Origin of the sequence: Geodermatophilus obscurus DSM 43160 (genome assembly GCF_000025345.1) — a bacterium.
Taxonomy (GTDB): Bacteria; Actinomycetota; Actinomycetes; order Mycobacteriales; family Geodermatophilaceae; genus Geodermatophilus; species Geodermatophilus obscurus.
Genome location: NC_013757.1, coordinates 1,705,099 through 1,722,570, shown reverse-complemented (window position 1 = coordinate 1,722,570; position 17,472 = coordinate 1,705,099). Strand labels below are relative to the sequence as shown.

18 protein-coding genes and 1 pseudogene are annotated in these 17,472 nt (G+C 74.7%); 6 read left to right on the top strand and 13 right to left on the bottom strand.

Going from position 1 to position 17,472, the window contains the following annotated elements:
- Position 1: 1 nt before the first annotated feature.
- The 7 genes from recO to GOBS_RS08175 all read right to left on the bottom strand — a co-directional run bounded on the left by recO (position 2) and on the right by GOBS_RS08175 (position 6,161).
- A complete protein-coding gene (recO, locus tag GOBS_RS08205; RefSeq protein ID WP_012947819.1) occupies positions 2-793 on the bottom strand; it encodes a DNA repair protein RecO in 792 nt (263 codons plus the stop codon).
- Positions 793-1,710 carry a GTPase Era gene (gene era, locus GOBS_RS08200; protein ID WP_012947818.1) on the bottom strand — a complete coding sequence of 306 codons (918 nt, stop codon included), beginning with the start codon at positions 1,708-1,710 and terminating at the stop codon, positions 793-795. Before era ends, recO begins: the two co-directional genes overlap by 1 nt.
- A 72-nt stretch (positions 1,711-1,782) precedes the next feature.
- Complete coding sequence (locus GOBS_RS08195; RefSeq protein ID WP_012947817.1) at positions 1,783-2,115, bottom strand: hypothetical protein; 333 nt, start codon at positions 2,113-2,115, stop codon at positions 1,783-1,785.
- A gap of 6 nt (positions 2,116-2,121) precedes the next feature.
- A complete protein-coding gene (locus GOBS_RS08190) occupies positions 2,122-3,507 on the bottom strand; it encodes a hemolysin family protein (RefSeq protein WP_012947816.1) in 1,386 nt (461 codons plus the stop codon).
- Entirely contained in the window at positions 3,504-4,007 is a 504-nt protein-coding gene (ybeY, locus tag GOBS_RS08185; protein WP_012947815.1) for an rRNA maturation RNase YbeY, read from the bottom strand. The genes GOBS_RS08190 and ybeY overlap by 4 nt, the downstream gene beginning before the upstream one ends.
- 5 nt (positions 4,008-4,012) lie before the next feature.
- Complete coding sequence (locus GOBS_RS08180) at positions 4,013-4,993, bottom strand: PhoH family protein (RefSeq protein WP_166487606.1); 981 nt, start codon at positions 4,991-4,993, stop codon at positions 4,013-4,015.
- 334 nt (positions 4,994-5,327) lie between these two features.
- Positions 5,328-6,161, bottom strand: coding sequence for an enoyl-CoA hydratase/isomerase family protein (locus tag GOBS_RS08175; RefSeq protein ID WP_012947813.1), 834 nt, complete (start codon positions 6,159-6,161; stop codon positions 5,328-5,330).
- Here GOBS_RS08175 and GOBS_RS29640 point away from each other — a divergent pair.
- A pseudogene (locus GOBS_RS29640) lies at positions 6,121-6,348 on the top strand (tryptophan-rich sensory protein); the annotation flags it as partial. The gene GOBS_RS08175 and the pseudogene GOBS_RS29640 sit on opposite strands and share 41 nt — an antisense overlap.
- Positions 6,309-6,662: a tryptophan-rich sensory protein gene (locus GOBS_RS08170; RefSeq protein WP_012947812.1), complete on the top strand. Its 354-nt coding sequence runs from the start codon at positions 6,309-6,311 to the stop codon at positions 6,660-6,662. The pseudogene GOBS_RS29640 and the gene GOBS_RS08170, both read left to right, overlap by 40 nt.
- A gap of 12 nt (positions 6,663-6,674) precedes the next feature.
- On the opposite strand, the gene GOBS_RS08165 is transcribed toward GOBS_RS08170, so the two are convergent.
- From GOBS_RS08165 to GOBS_RS08145, 5 genes are all read right to left on the bottom strand, one after another.
- A complete protein-coding gene (locus tag GOBS_RS08165; RefSeq protein ID WP_012947811.1) occupies positions 6,675-7,034 on the bottom strand; it encodes a histidine triad nucleotide-binding protein in 360 nt (119 codons plus the stop codon).
- A gap of 180 nt (positions 7,035-7,214) precedes the next feature.
- Positions 7,215-7,946 carry an ABC transporter ATP-binding protein gene (locus tag GOBS_RS08160; RefSeq protein ID WP_012947810.1) on the bottom strand — a complete coding sequence of 244 codons (732 nt, stop codon included), beginning with the start codon at positions 7,944-7,946 and terminating at the stop codon, positions 7,215-7,217.
- Positions 7,943-9,775 carry a branched-chain amino acid ABC transporter ATP-binding protein/permease gene (locus GOBS_RS08155; RefSeq protein ID WP_012947809.1) on the bottom strand — a complete coding sequence of 611 codons (1,833 nt, stop codon included), beginning with the start codon at positions 9,773-9,775 and terminating at the stop codon, positions 7,943-7,945. The genes GOBS_RS08160 and GOBS_RS08155 overlap by 4 nt, the downstream gene beginning before the upstream one ends.
- A complete protein-coding gene (locus GOBS_RS08150) occupies positions 9,775-10,650 on the bottom strand; it encodes a branched-chain amino acid ABC transporter permease (protein WP_012947808.1) in 876 nt (291 codons plus the stop codon). The genes GOBS_RS08155 and GOBS_RS08150 overlap by 1 nt, the downstream gene beginning before the upstream one ends.
- Before the next feature lie 101 nt (positions 10,651-10,751).
- On the bottom strand, positions 10,752-11,930 hold the full coding sequence (locus GOBS_RS08145; RefSeq protein ID WP_012947807.1) for an ABC transporter substrate-binding protein: 1,179 nt from the start codon (positions 11,928-11,930) through the stop codon (positions 10,752-10,754).
- Positions 11,931-12,251: 321 nt separating this feature from the next.
- Between GOBS_RS08145 and GOBS_RS08140 the strand changes: the two genes are divergently transcribed.
- From GOBS_RS08140 to GOBS_RS08130, 3 genes are all read left to right on the top strand, one after another.
- Positions 12,252-13,184, top strand: coding sequence for a putative selenate ABC transporter substrate-binding protein (locus GOBS_RS08140; RefSeq protein ID WP_012947806.1), 933 nt, complete (start codon positions 12,252-12,254; stop codon positions 13,182-13,184).
- Complete coding sequence (locus GOBS_RS08135; RefSeq protein ID WP_012947805.1) at positions 13,181-13,927, top strand: phosphonate ABC transporter ATP-binding protein; 747 nt, start codon at positions 13,181-13,183, stop codon at positions 13,925-13,927. The genes GOBS_RS08140 and GOBS_RS08135 overlap by 4 nt, the downstream gene beginning before the upstream one ends.
- 73 nt (positions 13,928-14,000) lie before the next feature.
- Positions 14,001-15,608, top strand: coding sequence for a PhnE/PtxC family ABC transporter permease (locus GOBS_RS08130; protein WP_012947804.1), 1,608 nt, complete (start codon positions 14,001-14,003; stop codon positions 15,606-15,608).
- 6 nt (positions 15,609-15,614) lie between these two features.
- Here the strand turns inward: GOBS_RS08130 and GOBS_RS08125 are convergent, their stop codons facing one another.
- Complete coding sequence (locus GOBS_RS08125; protein ID WP_041242023.1) at positions 15,615-16,199, bottom strand: TetR/AcrR family transcriptional regulator; 585 nt, start codon at positions 16,197-16,199, stop codon at positions 15,615-15,617.
- Positions 16,200-16,256: 57 nt separating this feature from the next.
- Between GOBS_RS08125 and GOBS_RS08120 the strand changes: the two genes are divergently transcribed.
- Positions 16,257-17,441, top strand: a complete 1,185-nt coding sequence (locus GOBS_RS08120) for a DUF418 domain-containing protein (RefSeq protein WP_012947802.1) — start codon at positions 16,257-16,259, stop codon at positions 17,439-17,441.
- Positions 17,442-17,472: the final 31 nt, after the last annotated feature.

Below are 17,472 nucleotides of genomic sequence, written 5' to 3'. Positions count from 1 at the left end.
CTCACGCCTCACTCAGCAGACCTGCTCCCCGGCGCGGCGCCGTCGGATCGGACCGGTCGACCAGCGGCAGCGAGCGCAGCCCGCGCTCCAGGTGCCACTGCAGCAGCGCGGCGACCAGCCCGCTGCCCTCACGGCGGTTGGCGTTCTGGCTGGCCTCGGCGGCGTCCCAGTCGCCCGTCAGCAGCGCGTCGAGCAGCTCGACGGTGGCCGGGTTGGGCATCGCCGAGCCGGTCGGGCGGCAGGGCGGGCAGACCATGCCGCCGGCGGGCACCGAGAAGTGCCGGTGCGGACCCTCCTCGCCGCAGCGGGCGCAGCCGCCGAGCGCCGGCTCCCACCCGGCGACCGACATCGCGCGCAGCAGGAAGGCGTCCAGCACCAGGCCGGCCGGGTGGGTGCGCTCGGACAGCGCCCGCAGCGCCCCGATGACCAGGAGGAACAGCCGCAGCGAGGGCTCCTTCTCCTCGGCGGTGAGCCGGTCGGCGGTCTCCAGCACCGCGGTGCCGGCGGTGTAGGCCGGGTAGTCGGTGACGATCGACTGGCCGTAGGCGCGGATCGACTCGGCCTGGCTGACGATGTCGAGGGTGCGGCCGGTGTAGAACTGCAGGTCGACGTGGCTGAACGGCTCCAGCCGGGCGCCGAACTTGCTCTTGGTGCGGCGCACGCCCTTGGCCACCGCGCGCACCTTGCCGTGCCGGCGGGTGAGCACCGTGACGATCCGGTCGGCCTCGCCCAGCTTCTGGGTGCGCAGGACGATGCCCTCGTCCCGGTACAGGGACTTCGGTGTGGTGCTCATCAGTAGCCGAGCCTGTTCAGCTTCTTCGGGTCGTCCTGCCACTCGCCGAGCACCGTGACGTGCAGGTCCAGGTGCACCCGGGCGCCGAGCAGCGCCTCGATGCCGGGTCGGGCCTCGCTGCCGATCGCCTTGATGACCTGCCCGCCCTTGCCGAGCAGCATCGGCTTCTGGCTGGGGCGCTCGCAGTGCAGCAGGGCGTGGACCTCGACCAGCTCGCCGCCGTCCCGCTTGGGGTCGGGACGTCGGGTCATCTCCTCGATCGTGACGGCGAGGGAGTGCGGCACCTCCTGGAACACCTTCTCCAGGGCGGCCTCGCGGACCAGCTCGGCGATCTGCCGCTCGACGTCCTCGTCGGTGGTCTGCTCCTCCGGGTAGAGCGGCGGGCCCTCCGGCAGCAGGCCGACCAGCAGGTCCTCGAGCAGCTCGACCTGGTCGCCCCGCACCGCGCTGACCGGCACGACCTCGGCGGCCTCGACCAGCTGGCTGGCGGCCAGCAGCTGCTCGGCGACCTGCTTCTTCGACGCGGCGTCGGTCTTGGTCACCACGACGACGACCGGCGCCTTGACCTCGCGCAGCTGGCGGGCGATGAACCGGTCCCCGGTGCCGACGGGCTGGTCGGCCGGCACGCAGAAGACGACGACGTCCACCTCGGACAGGGTGTCGCGGACGACGTCGTTGAGCCGGCGGCCGAGCAGGCTCCTGGGCTTGTGCAGCCCGGGGGTGTCGACGAGCACGAGCTGACCGCCGGGCCGGTGGACGACGCCGCGGATGGCGTGCCGCGTGGTCTGCGGGCGGTTGCTGACGATGCCGACCTTCTCGCCGACCAGCGCATTGGTCAGCGTGGTCTTGCCGGCGTTGGGGCGGCCCACCAGACAGGCGAAACCGCTGCGGTACGGCGGCTGGTCCGGCGGGGTCACGTGTCCATCCTCCCACCCACCGCCGACACCCTCCGTCACCTCCCGGCGGTCTCCGCAGAAACCGCCAGGGGCTCAGACGGTGGCGCGGACGGCCCCGTCCGGGCCGGCGAGGACGACCGGCGCGGACGGCGTCAGGTCGTGGACGGCGGCCAGCCCGGCCTCCTCGACGGCGTCGGCGGCCGAGACGACGGCCGCGGCCTCCAGGCCCTCGACCCCGCTGGAGACGGCGGCGGCGACGGCCGCCTGCAGCGCGGAGAGCTGCAGCGAGGGCAGGGTCACCGTGGCGGCGAGGTAGGTGCGGCCGTCGGTGTCGCGGACCGCCGCACCCTCCGGAGCACCGGTGCGGCCACGCGCGGAGCGGGCCAGGGTGACGAGCTTGGCGTCCTCGGGCTGCAGGTCACTCACGGGAGGTCACCCTTCCACGGCGCCGGCGGGCTCCTCGACACGGGTGGCGCCGGAGGCCGGAGCCCCCGAGGCGGTCGCTCCGGAGGCCTGCGGCTCCTCGCCGTCGGCGGGCTCGGCCTCCTCGGGCACCCGGCAGACCAGGAGGGTGTCGATCCGGTTCCGCCGTCCGCCGGTGCTCTCGGCGACCAGCCGCAGCCCGGCGACCTCGGCCTGCGAGCCCTCGATCGGCACCACGCCGAGCTCGCGGGCCAGCAGGCCGCCGACGGTCTCGACGTCGTCGTCCTTCGGCAGCTCGACGTCGAAGAGCTCGGCGAGGTCCTCGACCGGCAGCCGGGCGGTGATCCGCACCGAGCCGTCGGACAGCTCCTCCACCGGGGGTCGCTGGAACCGGTCGTGCTCGTCGGCGATCTCGCCGACGATCTCCTCGAGGATGTCCTCGATCGTCACCAGCCCCGCGAAGCCGCCGTACTCGTCGACGACGATCGCGATGTGGATGCGCTGGGCCTGCATGTCCCGCAGCAGCTCGTCGACCGGCTTGGACTCCGGCACGAACGTCGGCGTGCGCATCAGCTCCTCGACCCGCACGTCGTTACGGACGTCCTGGCCGGCCTGGGTCCGGCGGATGAGGTCCTTGAGGTAGATGACCCCGACGACGTCGTCGACGTTCTCGCCGATGACGGGGATGCGGCTGAAGCCGCTGCGCAGGGCCAGCGCCAGCGCCTGCCGGAGGGACTTGTTCCGCTCGATCCAGACGACGTCGGTGCGCGGCACCATGACCTCGCGGGCGATGGTGTCACCCAGCTCGAACACCGAGTGAATCATGTTGCGCTCGCCGGACTCGACGACGCCGCGCTCCTCGGCCATGTCGACCAGCTCGCGCAGCTCGACCTCGGAGGAGAACGGTCCGTCGCGGAAGCCGCGGCCGGGCGTGATCATGTTGCCGATCAGGATGAGCAGCGTGGCGATGGGCCCGAGCACCCGGCCCAGCAGCCGGACGACGCCGGCGCCGGCCAGCGCGGTGGCGTAGGCGTGCTGGCGGCCGAGCGTGCGCGGTCCGACGCCGACCAGCACGTAGCTGACGACGGTCATCACCCCGGCCGCGACCAGCACCGCCTGCCAGCCCCCGCCCCAGATCCGGTAGAGGATGACCGCGACCAGGGTGGCGGCCACCATCTCGCAGGCGATCCGCAGCAGGAGCAGCAGCGCCACGTGCCGGGCCCGCTCGGCGACGACGTCGGAGAGCACGCCGGCCCGCTTGACGCCGTCCCGCCGCATCTCGTCGACGCGCGCCTTGGACACCCGCTGCAGCGCGGCGTCCATCGCGCCGAACAGGCCGGCGAGCGGGATCAGGCAGACGGCGATCACCAGCAGGGTGATCTCGCCGGAGGTCATCGTGGGACCGGCCCCCGGTCGACGGCCTCACCGGTCATCGGCGCCCGCGGGGCGGCGCGCCAGCCGTCGAGCAGCTTGGACTGCAGGCCGAACATCTCCTTCTCCTCGTCGGGCTCCATGTGGTCGTAGCCCAGGAGGTGCAGCACGCCGTGGGTGGCCAGCAGGATCAGCTCGTCGTCCATCGTGTGCCCGGCCGCGCGGGCCTGGCGGATGGCCACCGAGGGGCACAGGACGACGTCCCCGAGCAGGGCCGGGCCCGGATCGGGCTCGTCGGGACGGCCGGTGTCCAGCTCGTCCATCGGGAAGGCGAGGACGTCGGTCGGCCCCTTCTCCCCCATCCAGCGCTCGTGCAGCGTGCTCATGTAGTCCGCGTCGACGCAGAGCACCGACAGCTCGGCCATCGGGTTGACGCCCATCTCGGCCAGCACGTACGTGCAGATGGCGGCGAGGGAGGACTCGTCGACGGCGATCTCGGACTCGTTGGCGACCTCGACGGGCACGGTGCTCAGCTCCCCTGGCGGCGCGGCCGCGAGGGCCGGGCCGGCGGCTGGGCGGCCGCCGGACGGCCCTGGTTGTTGGCGGTGTCCCAGCGCTCGTAGGCGTCGACGATGTCCCCGACCAGCCGGTGGCGGACGACGTCGGCGCTGGTCAGGTTGGAGAAGTGCACGTCCTCGATGCCGTCGAGGATCTCGCGCACGATCCGCAGCCCGCTCTGTGCCCCACCGGGCAGGTCGACCTGGGTGACGTCGCCGGTGACCACGATCTTGGAACCGAAGCCGAGCCGGGTCAGGAACATCTTCATCTGCTCGGCGGTGGTGTTCTGCGCCTCGTCGAGGATGACGAACGCGTCGTTGAGCGTGCGCCCGCGCATGTAGGCCAGCGGCGCCACCTCGATGGTCCCCGACTGCATCAGTCGCGGGATGGACTCCGGGTCGACCATGTCGTGCAGCGCGTCGTACAGCGGCCGCAGGTAGGGGTCGATCTTCTCGCTCAGCGTGCCGGGCAGGTAGCCGAGCCGCTCGCCGGCCTCGACGGCCGGGCGGGTGAGGATGATCCGGTTGACCTGCTTGGTCTGCAGCGCCTGCACGGCCTTGGCCATCGCCAGGTAGGTCTTGCCGGTACCGGCCGGGCCGATGCCGAAGACGATGGTGTGCGTGTCGATGGCGTCGACGTAGCGCTTCTGGTTCAGCGTCTTGGGCCGGATCGTGCGCCCGCGGCGACTGATGATGTCCAGGCTCAGCACGTCGGCCGGCCGCTCGGAGCCGCCGGCGCGCAGCATCCCGATGACCCGGCGCACCGAGTCCGGGCGCAGTGCCTGGCCGGTGCCCAGCAGGGCGATCAGCTCGTCGAACACCGCGACGGCGAAGGCGTTGTCGGCCGGCTGGCCGGTCACCGCGATCTCGTTGCCGCGCACGTGGACGTCGGTGTCGACCTCGTTCTCCACGAGGCGCAACAGCTCGTCGCCGGAGCCGAGCAGGGCGACCATCGACACGGAGTCGGGGACGGTGATCGTGGTCCGGACGGCGGTGGGGGCGGAGTCCCCCAGACCGGTTCCGGACTGGGCGGGCGTGCCGAGATGGCCGTCCGCCGCTGCAGCCTGTGCGGAGGCCTCACGCGAGGTGGGCGCTCCGGGCACCGAGACGTTCGAGGAGGAGTCGGGCAAGAACCCTCGACCCTGCCTTCCTGCGAGAGGAGGTGCGGACTCGTCGAGTCTACCCGCGCCCGGAGGCACGGAACCGCCGCCGGCGACCGTCGCTCACCGACCCGGGTAGGTGGCCTTCCCCGGTCCGTCAGCAGGAGCCCCGGACCACCGCGGCAGGTCAGCGCCCTGCGTAGGTGGCCTTCCCCGGTCCGTCGGCGAGGAAGGACGCCACCGCGCCACGCAGGTCCTCGGTGGCGAACAGCGCGCCGGACACCTCGGGGACCAGGTCGTCGGCGGCCCGCGCGCCCTGGCGGACCGCGGTGGTGACCAGCTGCTTGGTCGCGGCGTGCGCGACGGTCGGGCCGGCGGCCACCTGGTGGGCGTAGGCGCGGGCGGCCTCGGCGAAGCCGTCGTCGGGGAGGACCCGGTTGACCACGTTCCACCGCTCCAGGACGGCGGCCGGGTAGCGCTCGCCGGTGAAGACGAACTCCTTGGCCCGCGCGGACCCGGCCCGCTCGGCCAGCCGCTGCGGCCCGCCCATCGACGGGGTCAGCCCGACGACGATCTCGACCAGCCCGAACGACGCCTTCTCGGCGGCCAGCAGGACGTCGCAGGCCAGCGCCAGCTCGAACGCGGCGGTGAGGGTCAGCCCGTGGGCGGCGAAGACGGTGGGCACCGGGAGGTCCTCGAACGTCTGCGCCACCCGCAGCAGCCGCCGCCACAGCTCGGCACCCTGCTCGGCGGGCCCGGGACCCTCGGCGATGTCGCGGAACACCGTGACGTCGACGCCGCCGGAGACGACCCTGCCCCGCGCCTCGACCAGCACCGCCCGGGCCCGCGCGGGGTCGGCCGGGTCGGTGAGCCGGACGAGCTCGTCGGCGACCGCCTCGACCGCGTCGAACACCGCGGCGTCGAAGAGGTTCAGCGGCGGGGAGTCCAGGACGACGACGGCCACGTCGCCGTCCCGTTCGATGCGCACGGGCGCCGGATCGCCGGTCGGGGTGTCGGTCATGGTCGGCAGCCTGGCAGACGACGGATCCGGGTACCGGGCGACCGTGACCGACCGCTCTCCCTACACCCTCACCTCGGCCGCCGTGACCGCGACCGCCGTCGTCGGTGGCGTCGGCACCCGCTGGTACCGCGGGCTGGACGAGCCGCCGTGGCAGCCGCCGAGGTGGGCGTTCGGCCCGGCGTGGACGGTGCTCCACGGACTGCTCGCCGTCGCGGGCGGCCGGGCGCTCACCGTCGGCGGGGAGGGGCGCGGCGCCGCTACCTGCGGGCCCACCTCGCCGACCTGGCGCTCAACGCCGGCTGGACGTGGCTGTTCTCCCGCGCCCGGCGGCCGGCGCTCGCGACGGCCGAGGCCGTGCTGCTGGCGGCGTCGACGGCCGACCTCGCGCGCCGCTCCTGGGTGCTGGACCGCCGGGCCGGGGCCGCGCTGGTGCCCTACGTGGCGTGGACGGCGTTCGCAGCCGCCCTGACCGCGGCGATCGCCCGCCGCAACCCGCGCTGACCGTCCGGTCGCTCAGCCGGGCGGCCAGCGCAGGTCGCGCCCGCCGAGGACGTGCAGGTGGAGGTGGAGCACGGTCTGCCCGGCCGCGGGGCCGGTGTTGGTGACGACGCGGTAGCCCGGCTCGACGCCGTCCTCGGTAGCCAGGCCCTCCTGGACGGCCACGGCCGAGGCCGCACGGACGACGGCGCCCAGCAGGTCGGGGTCGGCGTGCGCCAGCGCGGCCACCGTCGGGTGGTGCTCCTTGGGCACGACCAGCACGTGGGTGGGCGCCTGCGGGTTGATGTCCCGGAAGGCCAGCGTCCGGTCGGTCTCGTGCACGACGTCGGCCGGGATCTCGCCCGCGACCATGCGGCAGAACAGGCAGTCGGTCACGCGCCGACCCTAAGAGGACCCCCTCCTCCCCGCCCCTCGCAAGCTCGGGGCGGTGCCCTGGAGGGGGCCGCCCGTCCTCCCCTCGGAGGACCCTCGTGCCCCCGCCACTCGCAGGCTCGCGGCGGGACCTGCACGTGGGCCGTCAGGGCTCGCGGCGGTGCCCGGGACGGGGCCGGAGCGTCACCGCTGGCCGGGCGTGCCCTCGATCCCCAGGTAGGCCTGCACGATGCGCTCGTCGGCGAGCAGCCCGGCCGCCGGGCCGGAGTGCACGACCTCGCCGCTCTGCAGCACGTAGCCGTGATCGGCCGCGCGGAGCGCCCGGCGGGCGTTCTGCTCGACGAGCACCACGGTGGTCCCCGACGCCCGGATCTCCTCGATCACCCGGAAGACCTCGTCGACGATCTTGGGCGCGAGCCCCATGGACGGCTCGTCCATGAGCACGACCGCCGGCGCGGCCACCAGGGCGCGGGCGATGGCGAGCATCTGCTGCTCGCCGCCGGAGAGCGCACCGGCGGGCAGCGCCCGGCGCTCGGCCAGCACCGGGAAGCGGTCGTACACCGCGTCGATGGACCGCTGGGCGGTCCCGCGGGTGTGCCACGCGCCCATCTGGAGGTTCTCCTCGATGGTGAGCGTGGCCAGGATCTGCCGCCCCTCGGGGACCTGCACGAGCCCGCGGCCCACCAGTTTGTGGGCGGGGGTCCGGGTCACGTCCCGTCCCTGGAAGGTGATCCGCCCGCCCGCCGGGCGCAGCAGCCCCGAGACGGCGTTGATGACCGAGGACTTTCCGGCGCCGTTGGCCCCGACCAGGGTCACCAGGGAGCCCTGCTCGACGGCGAAGGAGACCCCGCGGACAGCCTCGACCCGGCCGTAGCTGACCCGCAGGTCCTCCACGCTCAGGATGGGGGTGCTCACGTCGCGTTCCTCGGGGTGGTGTCCGGGATGTCGAGCGTGCCGGCCGCGCTCGGGTCCACGTTGGTGACGGCGTCGGGCGTGGGGGCGCCGCTGCCCCCGGTCGGGTCGGCCAGGGTCCCGTCGGCGACCGAGCTCCCGCCCGGGTCGTCGTCCGCCGTGCCAAGGTAGGCCTCGATCACGGCCGGGTCGGCGGCGATCTCCGCCGGCGTCCCGCTGGCGATGACCTCGCCGAAGTCGAGGACGACGACCCGGGTGCAGGTCTCCAGGACCATGCCGACGTTGTGCTCGATGAACAGGATCGTCAGCCCGCCCTGCGCCAGCGACCGGATGAGCTCGGACAGCTGCGCGGCCTCGACGTGGTTCATGCCGGCCGCCGGCTCGTCGAGGATGAGCAGCGAGGGTTCCGCGGCGAGCGCGCGGGCGATCTCCAGCCGGCGCTGGTCGCCGTAGGACAGCGACGACGCCCGGTTGCCCGCCAGGTCGCCGAGCCCCACCCGCCGGAGGCAGCGGGCCGCGTGCTCGAGGGCCGCCCGCTCGTCGCGCCGGGCCGAGGGCAGCCACAGCAGGCGGCGCAGGAAGGTCGGTCGGCTGACCAGGTGTGCGCCCACGAGCACGTTCTCCAGCGCCGACAGCCGGTTGAACAGCTTGGAGTGCTGGAAGGTCCGGCTCACCCCGGCCGCCGCCACGCGGTGCACCGGGGTCCGCCCGATCGTCGTCCCGAGCACCGTGGCGCTGCCCGAGCTGGGCGGCACCAGGCCGCTGATCATGTTCACCAGGGTGGTCTTGCCCGCACCGTTCGGACCGATCAGACCCACGACCTCGCCGCTGCGGATCTCCAGGTCGACGCCCCGGACGGCGTGCACCCCGCCGTACTCCTTGGCCAGGCCGGTCAGGCTGACCACCGTCTCCCCGGCGGCCGGGTGCGCGCGAGCGGCCAGCCGCGGCGCGGGGTCGGCGGCACTGCCCGGGCCCCCCGACGAGGACGGGACGCGGGTGCGCCGCGGGATCAGGCTGGTCAGCCCGCCCGGCAGGAAGAGGATCACCACGAGCAGCAGCAGGCCGGCGAGGAAGGGGCGGATCCAGCCCGCCTCCACCCCGACCGCCCGCTGGATCTCGGGGATCATCGTCTGGAACCCGCTGCCCAGGATCGGGCCGAGGAACATGGTGGAGCCGCCGACCACGGCGGTGACCAGGCCGTCCACGGCCGCGGTGAAGTCGAAGTCGCTGGGTGCGATGAGCCGGACGTAGTAGGCGAACAGCACGCCGTACAGCCCGGCCACGGCGCCGGAGGTGACGAAGGCGGCGAGCCGGTGGCGGCCCACGTCGATGCCCATGGACCGGGCGGCGAGCTCGTCCTCCCGGATGGCCTCGAGCGCCCGGCCGTACCGGGAGCGGCCCATCCGCCAGAACCAGTACGCGACGACGGCCAGCGCCGTCCAGGCCATCCCGACGGTGAGGATGCGTGGCACCGCGAGCCCCTGCGCGCCGCCGGTCCACTCCTGGTTGAGCAGCACGACCCGCACCGCCTCGGCGAACCCGAGCGTGGCGATGGCGAGGAAGACCCCCCGCAGGTGCATCGTCGGCAGGCCCAGCACCACGGAGGCGACGGCGCCGACGGCCATGCCGATGACGACGGCGGTCAGCAGGGCGGGCACGTCGCCGACGTCGTCCCCGCTGGGCGCGAGGGTGGCGGCCGAGAAGGCCGCCACGGAGGCGAACCCGGCCTGACCGAGACTCAACTGCCCGGCGATCAGGACGGCGTAGAACGAGTAGGCGAAGATCGCCCCGAGGGCGATGAAGGTCAGCGTGGTGGCGTACTGGGCGAGCATCAGACCTCGCGGACCTTCCGGGCGCCGAGCAGGCCCTGCGGGCGCACCAGCAGGATCAGGAACAGCAGCCCGAAGGCGATCACGTCACGCCAGGACGACCCGATGTACTGGACGGCGAACACCTCGGCCAGCCCCAGCACGAGGCCGCCGATGAGCGCTCCGGGCAGCGAGCCCATGCCGCCGACGATGATGACGGCCAGCCCCTTGAGCTCGATCGCCGAGCCCATGCCGAGCTGGGCGGTGTTCACGTTGATCGCGAACAGCACGCCGGCGACCGCGCCCAGCGCCGAGGAGATGGCGAAGGTGACGGCGGTGATCCGGTCGACGTCCACACCGAGCACCCGGGCGGCGGTCGGGTTCTCCGCGACGGCGCGCATGCCACGGCCCAGGCGGGTCCGGGTGACCATGTACGTCAGCCCGACCATGAGGGCGAGGGAGACGGCCAGGATGACCACCTGCGCCAGGGTCACCTGCGCGCCGGCCACGTCGAACCGGGTCTCGGGGAAGGACCCGGGCGGGAACCGGCGGGTGTCCGGGCCGTAGCGCCACTGCAGCAGGGCGATCAGCATCCCGGCCAGGGCGATCGAGGAGATCAGCCCGGCGAAGTGGGCGTCGGCGCGGCCCTTCAGCGGCCGGAAGGCCAGCCGCTCGATCACCAGGCCGAGCACGGCGCCGAAGACGAACACGACGGGCAGTGCCGCCCACAGCGACAGCCCGCCCCGCTCGACCAGCTCGATGCCCACGAAGGCCGAGGCGGCGAACACCGCGGGGTGAGCCAGGTTCAGCCGGTCCAGGATCCCGAAGACCAGGGTGAAACCGATGGCGAACAACGCGTAGATCGAACCGATGAAGATGCCGTTGAGGAGCTGCTGCACAGCCGTTCCTGTCTGGTGGTGTGTGCGGGTACCGGCCCACCGGCGCGGGAGGCGGCGGGAGCCCCCTCCGGCCGGGTGGACCGGCCGGAGGGGCTGCCGGGTCACTCCAGGACGGCGAACGTCCCGTCGCGGACGACCTGCACGACGGCCGGGTGGACGGCGTCCCGGTTCTCGTCGATGGAGAACTCGCCGAGCACGGTCGGGACGTTCTCCAGCTCGCCGAGCGCCTGCTTGAGGCTCTCGCGGTCGGCGGCGCAGTTGGCGCGGACGGCCTGGTCGACGAGCATCAGGCCGGCGTAGGCCTGGGCGGCGAACTGGTCGGGCTGGGCGCCGTACTCGGCCTCGAAGTCCGCCAGGAAGGCGGTGTTCTCGGGGTTGTCGGAGGCGGAGTTCCACGCCGCACCGACGACGACACCCTCGGCCGCCTGGCCCGCGTCGGCCATCAGGCGGGGGTTGTTGAACCCGTTGCCCCCGATGATCGGCACGTCGATGCCCAGCTCGCGGGCCTGGGTCACCAGCGGGATGGCGGCCTCGATCAGCGCCGAGACGACGATCGCGTCGGGGTCGCTCTGCTGGGCCTGGGTGAGCAGGGCGCGGAAGTCGGTGTCAGCCTTGGAGAAGGTGATCGTCTCGCTCACCGTGACGCCCTGCTCCTCCAGCGCGGCCGCGAAGGCCTGGTAGCCGGACTCGGTGAACGCGTCGTCGTTGCTGTACATCACGACCACGTCCTGCAGCCCGAACTCCTCGGTGGCCGTGGCGATGGTCTGCGGGATCACCGCCTGTTCCGTGAGCGAGTTCCGGAAGATGTAGTCGCCGATCTCCGTGACTCCGGCGGCGGTGTTGGAGATGCCGAGCACCGGGACCCCCGCCTCCTGGGCGATCGGGTCGGCCTGCACCGCGGCGTTGGACAGGGTCGGACCGATGATGAGGCTCACGCCGTCGTTCACGAACTGGTCGAACAGGGTGATGCCCTGCCGCGGGTCGGTCTGGTCGTCCTCGATCCGCAGGTCGTAGGTGACGCCGCCCTTCTCGGCCAGCTGCGCGGCAGCCAGCTCCAGCCCGCGCTGCTGGGACTCGCCATAGCTGGCCGCGGCGCCGGTCAGGCTGAGCACGGCGCCGATGGGCACCTCGCCCCCGATGGTGCAGGAGTCCCCGGTCCCCTCGCCGGCGAGCTCGCCCGAGGCAGCCGTACCGCCGCCGCCTCCGTCGCCGGAGCCGCAGGAGGCGAGGACGAGGACCGCCGCGGTGGCCGCGGCGGCGGTGCTGAATGAAACGCGCATGTCTCTCCCCTGGTCGTGCACGGCGGCCGCGCCGGCCCGGCGGGGCCGCGTCGCGGCCTGACGACCGGCCGGGGACCGGGCCCCTCCGCGCGGACGTCGTGCGGCCGGCCGGTGTCCGGGCGACCCGTGGCAGCCGACACAGTAAGCACCCGCGGGCGGTGGTCCGCCGCGGGGCCGGACCACCGTGCCCAGAACGTGACCTGGGTGATCGCGGCCGGGACCGTCCGGCGCGGCAGGGCCACGCGCGGTACAGGATGGAGGCCTCGTTCCCGTTCCCCGGAGGTCTCCCGTGTCCGCACCTTCCCCCCGCGCCAGGACGTAGTGGGCGCCCGCCGCGTCGCCCGGTCGGGTGGCCCCGAAGCCCAGTCCCTGCTCCCCCGCCGCACCCTGCTGGCCGGCGCCGGCGTCGCCCTCGCCGCCGCGGTGACCGGCTGCGGCCGCTCCGCCGCCTCGACCTCCCCCGGCCCGCTGCGCGTCGGCGCCATCCCCGACCAGGACCCCGAGGTCCTCCAACGCCTGCACGGCACCGTCTCCGACGCGATGTCGCGAGCGCTCGACCTCGAGGTGGAGTACACCCCGGTCACCGACTACGCCGCCGCCGTCTCCCTCTTCCGCACCGGCGACCTCGACCTCGTGTGGTTCGGCGGGCTCACCGGCGTCCAGGCCCGGCTGCAGACCCCGGGAGCCGAGCCGGTCGCCCAGCGCGACATCGACCGGGCGTTCACCTCGGTGTTCGTCGTCAACGCCGGCACCGGGCTCGCGCCGTCCGACGACCTCACCGCGCTGGCCCCGCTGCGGTTCACCTACGGCAGCGAGACCTCGACGTCGGGGCGGCTGATGCCCGCGTGGTTCCTGCGCGAGGCCGGCGTGGACCCGCAGGGCTTCCCCGGCGGGCCCGGCTTCTCCGGCTCGCACGACGCCACGCTCGCGCTGGTTGCCTCCGGCAGCTACCAGGCCGGGGTGCTCAACGCCCAGGTCTGGCGGTCGCGCACCGCGGAGGGCGCGGTCGACCCGGCGGTCGTGCGCTACGCCGAGACCCCGCCGTACTCCGACTACCACTGGCTGCTCGGCCCGCGGGCCGCCGAGCGGACCGGCGTCCCCGGCCTGAGGAACCGGCTGCTGGACTTCTTCACCGGCCTGCCCGCCGGCTCACCCGTGCTGGAGCTCTTCGGGGCGGGGGCCTTCGTCCCCGTGCGGGCCTCCGACCACGACCGGATCGAGGAGATCGGCCGCGACCTGGGGCTGGTCAGCTGACCGCCGTCCTGCGGCTGGACGGCGTCACGGTCCGGTTCGGCGGGACGACGGCGCTGGCCGGGGTCGACCTGGCGGTCGGGCCCGGCGAGCGGGTCGCCGTCGTCGGCGCCTCGGGAGCCGGCAAGTCCACGCTGCTCGCAGTGGCGAACGGGGCGGTGCCGCCCACCGCCGGGACGGTGCGGGTGCTCGGCGCCGACCCGGCCGCGCTGTCCGGGCGGGAGCGCCGCCGGCTGCGGGCTCGGGTCGGCACCGTGCACCAGGCGCTGGAGCTGGTCGGCCGCCTGCGCGTGGTGCACGACGTCAACGCCGGCCGGCTGGCGCAGTGGTCGGCAGCCCGGGCGGCCTGGTCGCTGGTGCGCCCGCAGGGCCTGCCCGAGGTGCTCGCGGCGCTGGAGCAGGTGGGCCTCGCCGACCGCGCGTTCGAGCGCACCGAGCGGCTCTCCGGCGGTCAGCGGCAGCGGGTGGCGATCGCCCGCCTGCTGGTGCAGCAGCCGGACCTGGTGCTGGCCGACGAGCCGGCGTCCGCGCTGGACCCGGTGCTCGCCGACCGGGTGCTGACGCTGCTCGGCGAGCCGGCCCTGGCCCGCGGCGGCGCGCTGGTGGCGGCGCTGCACGACCCCGGGCTGGTGCGGCGGCACTGCGACCGGGTGGTGGGGCTGGCCGAGGGCCGGGTCGTGCTCGACCGCCCGGTGGCCGCGCTGTCGGCGACCGACCTGGCGGAGTTCTACGGAGCGGCGACGTGACCGAGCCCGCGAGGTCACGCGAGGGCAGAGCACCTGGCGGCACGGCGCTGACGAGCGCCGGCGAGGCGGCGTCGTGACGGCGCTGCTCGACCGCGCGGTGGCCCCGCCGGTGCTGCGGCGGGACCGGCGCCGCTGGGCGTGGGGTGGAGGCGCAGCGGCGGTGCTGCTCTGGTCGCTGGCCGGCGCGGGTCTGTTCAGCGGGGACGTGGTGAACCCGGGCGGGACGGCGCAGTTCGGCCGCTTCGCCTCCGCTGCCCTCGTCCCGGCGCTGGACGCGCAGTTCCTCGGCGTCCTGGCGCGGTCCGCGCTGGTCACGGTCGCCTACGCCGCGGCGGGCACCGCCCTGGCGCTCGTGCTGGGCGCGGGGGGTGCGGTGCTGGTCTCGCGCACCACGTGGGGAAGGCGCCGAGCCGGCTGGTTGGCCGCCCGGGGCGTGCTCGCCGTCCCGCGGGGGCTGCACGAGGCGGTGTGGGGGCTGCTGCTGGTCAACGTGCTCGGCCTGGACCCGTGGGTGGGCGTGCTGGCCATCGGGCTGCCCTACGGTGCCGGAACCGCCAAGGTCTTCGCCGACCTGGTCGACGAGGTGCCCCGCGGGGCGTACCGGGCGCTGCGGGCCGCGGGAGCCGGGCGCCCGGCCGCGGCGCTCTACGGGCTGCTGCCGCCGGCCGCGGGCGGGCTGCTGTCCTACGCGCTCTACCGGCTGGAGTGCGCGGTCCGCTCCGCCGTCGTCCTCGGGATGGTCGGCGCCGGCGGGCTGGGCTACCAGCTGGCGCTGTCGTTCGCGTCGCTGCGCTGGGAACAGGTCTGGAGCGCGGTCTACGCGCTGTCGCTGCTCTGCCTGGTCGCCGACGTGGCGGGGCGGGCGGTGCGCCGGCGACTGGCCGCGCCCCCGCCGTCCGACCGCCGCGACCCGGTGCTGACCGGGACCGTCGCCGGCACCGTCGTGCTGGTCGGGTGGTCGTGCTGGTACCTGGCGCTGTCGCCGGCGACGCTGGTGTCCGAGCGCACCGCCGCGCAGCTGGCGCACGTGCTGGGCGCGGCCTGGCCGCCGGCGACCGACGGCGACCTGCTGCGCACGATCGGCGTGCTGGCCGTGGACACGGTGCAGATGTCGGTGGTCGCGATCGCCGTCGCGCTGCTGGGCGCGATACTGCTGGCCGGTCCGGCGGCGCGCGCGGGCGGGCGGCCGGGGCCGGGACGGCGGGTCGTGGGGGTGCTGGTGCGCGGCGGGCTGCTCCTGCTGCGTGCCGTGCCGCCGCCGGTGTGGGCCCTGGTGCTGCTCTTCGTGCTGCTGCCCGGGGTGCTGCCGGGCGCGCTGGCGCTGGGCGTCTACACGCTGGGGGTGCTGGGCCGGCTGGCCGCGGAGGCCACCGAGGAGCTCGACCCGCGTCCGCGGGCTGCGCTCACCGCGCTGGGCGCCCGGCCGGCTGGGGCGTGGCTGTACGGGGTGCTGCCCCTCGCGGCCGGGCCGGTGCTGGCCTACGCGCTGTACCGGTGGGAGGTCGCCATCCGCGACACCGTGCTCGTCGGGCTGCTGGGCGCCGGTGGGCTCGGTGCGCTGCTCGCCTCGGAGCTGGCGACCTTCGACTGGGCCGCGGCGACGACGGTGCTCGCGGCGGTCGTCGTCCTGACCTGGCTGGTCGACCTGGTCAGCGCCCGCGCCCGCGCCGCCCTGCGCTGAACACCGTCACGCCGGGGGCCGGGTGGGGTCCAGGAGCGCGTCCAGGTGCCGGGCCACCAGCGCCTCCGCCCGCTCCGCCGGCACCCGGCCGGGCTCGACGGCGACCGCGCCGGCCAGCCCGTCGAGCAGCGCCAGCAGCACCGTCGCCTCGTCCCGGACCGCCTCCTCCGCCAGATCGGGACGCGCGGCGGCGACCAGCTGGGCGAGCAGGTCCTCCACCTGCTGCCACTCCCGCCGGTGCACCTCGGCGGTCGGCTCGTGGACGGCGGCGCGCGCCATGCGCACCAGCCAGATCACGCTCGCCGGCCGGCGCTCCTCCCCGGTGCTCACCAGCTCGTCGCCGACCGCGCGCAGCCACTCGCCCGGCCCGGCTCCCGGCGCGATGCGCCGCTCCAGTCGTTCCTGGAACTGCTGGGACACCCGGTCCATCGCCGCGGCCAGCAGGGCGTCCTTGGTGGCGAAGTGGTGCTGCACCGCCCCGATCGACACCCCGGCCGCCGTGGCGACCCGCCGGATGCTGATGCCCTCGTACCCCTCGGCCACCAGCAGGTCGAGCACGCAGTCGAGGAGGCGGTCGGCGGGCTCGGTCACGTCCGGCATGCTCGCACCCTGGACGACCATACGATCGTATGGCTATCCTCCTCCACCATGTCCGTGGGTGCGACACCGCGCACGACCCCCCAGCCCGCCGCGGCGCCGCCCGCGCGCATCGCGTCGCTCGACGTGCTGCGCGGCGTGGCCATTTTGGGCACGCTCGCCACCAACATCTGGATCTTCACCGACCCGGGCGGGTTCCTCGGGTACCTCGCCGAGGACACCGCCTCGGCCACCCCGGCCGGGTGGGCCGGGATCGAGGCGGTGCTGCAGCAGCTGTCCCAGGGCAAGTTCCTCGGGCTGCTCACGTTGATGTTCGGCACCGGCCTGGAGATCCAGCGGCGGTCGGCCCTGCGCTCGGCACGGCGGTGGCCCGGGCGGTACCCGGTCCGCGCGGCCCTGCTGTTCCTCGACGGCGTCGTGCACTACCTGCTGGTCGTGGAGTTCGACGTCCTGATGGGCTACGCCGTCACAGGAGCGGTGGTGGCCTACCTCCTCGCCACGAGCGAGCGCGCCCAGCGCACCTGGATGGTCGCGGCCGCGGCCGTGCACGTGCTGCTGCTCGGCCTGGTCACGGCCGCGCTGACCGCCGCCCCGACACGACCGGCCCCCGGGGTGATCCAGCCGAACCCCTACGCCGACGGGTCGTGGTGGGACCTCGTGCTGCTGCGGGTGGACAACGCCCTGCTGTTCCGCTTCGAGCCGGTGTTCATCCAGGCCTCGTCGGTGGCCCTGTTCCTCCTGGGCGCCTGGCTGCTGCGGGCCGGCGCGCTCGATCCGGACGGGGTCGCGCTGCGCCGCCGGCTGCTCGTCGTCGGTGCCGTGGCGCTGCCGGTGGACCTCGCGCTCGGCGTGTTCGGCGGCACGGCCGGGCTCGTCCTCGCCCGGTACGGCACCGCCCCGCTGGTCGCCCTCGGCCTGCTCGCCCTCGTGGTCGAGGGGGTCGGCCGCCGCGAGCGGCTCGGCGCGGGAGGACGGCGACTGGCCGAGGTGGGGCGGATGGCGCTGAGCAGCTACGTGCTGCAGAACGTCGTCGCGTCGGCACTCTGCTACGGCTGGGGTCTCGGCCTGGCGTCGCGGCTGGACCCCGCCGCCCGGGTGCCGGCGACCGTCGCGCTGTACGCACTGGTCGCCGCGGTGGTCGTGGTCTCCGCGCACCTGTGGCTGCGCCGCTTCGCCCGCGGCCCGGTGGAGTGGCTGTGGAACGCCTCGTACCGGGCGCTGACGCGCGGCCGCTGATCGCCGTCCTCACCTGCGGTCGGCGTCCGCA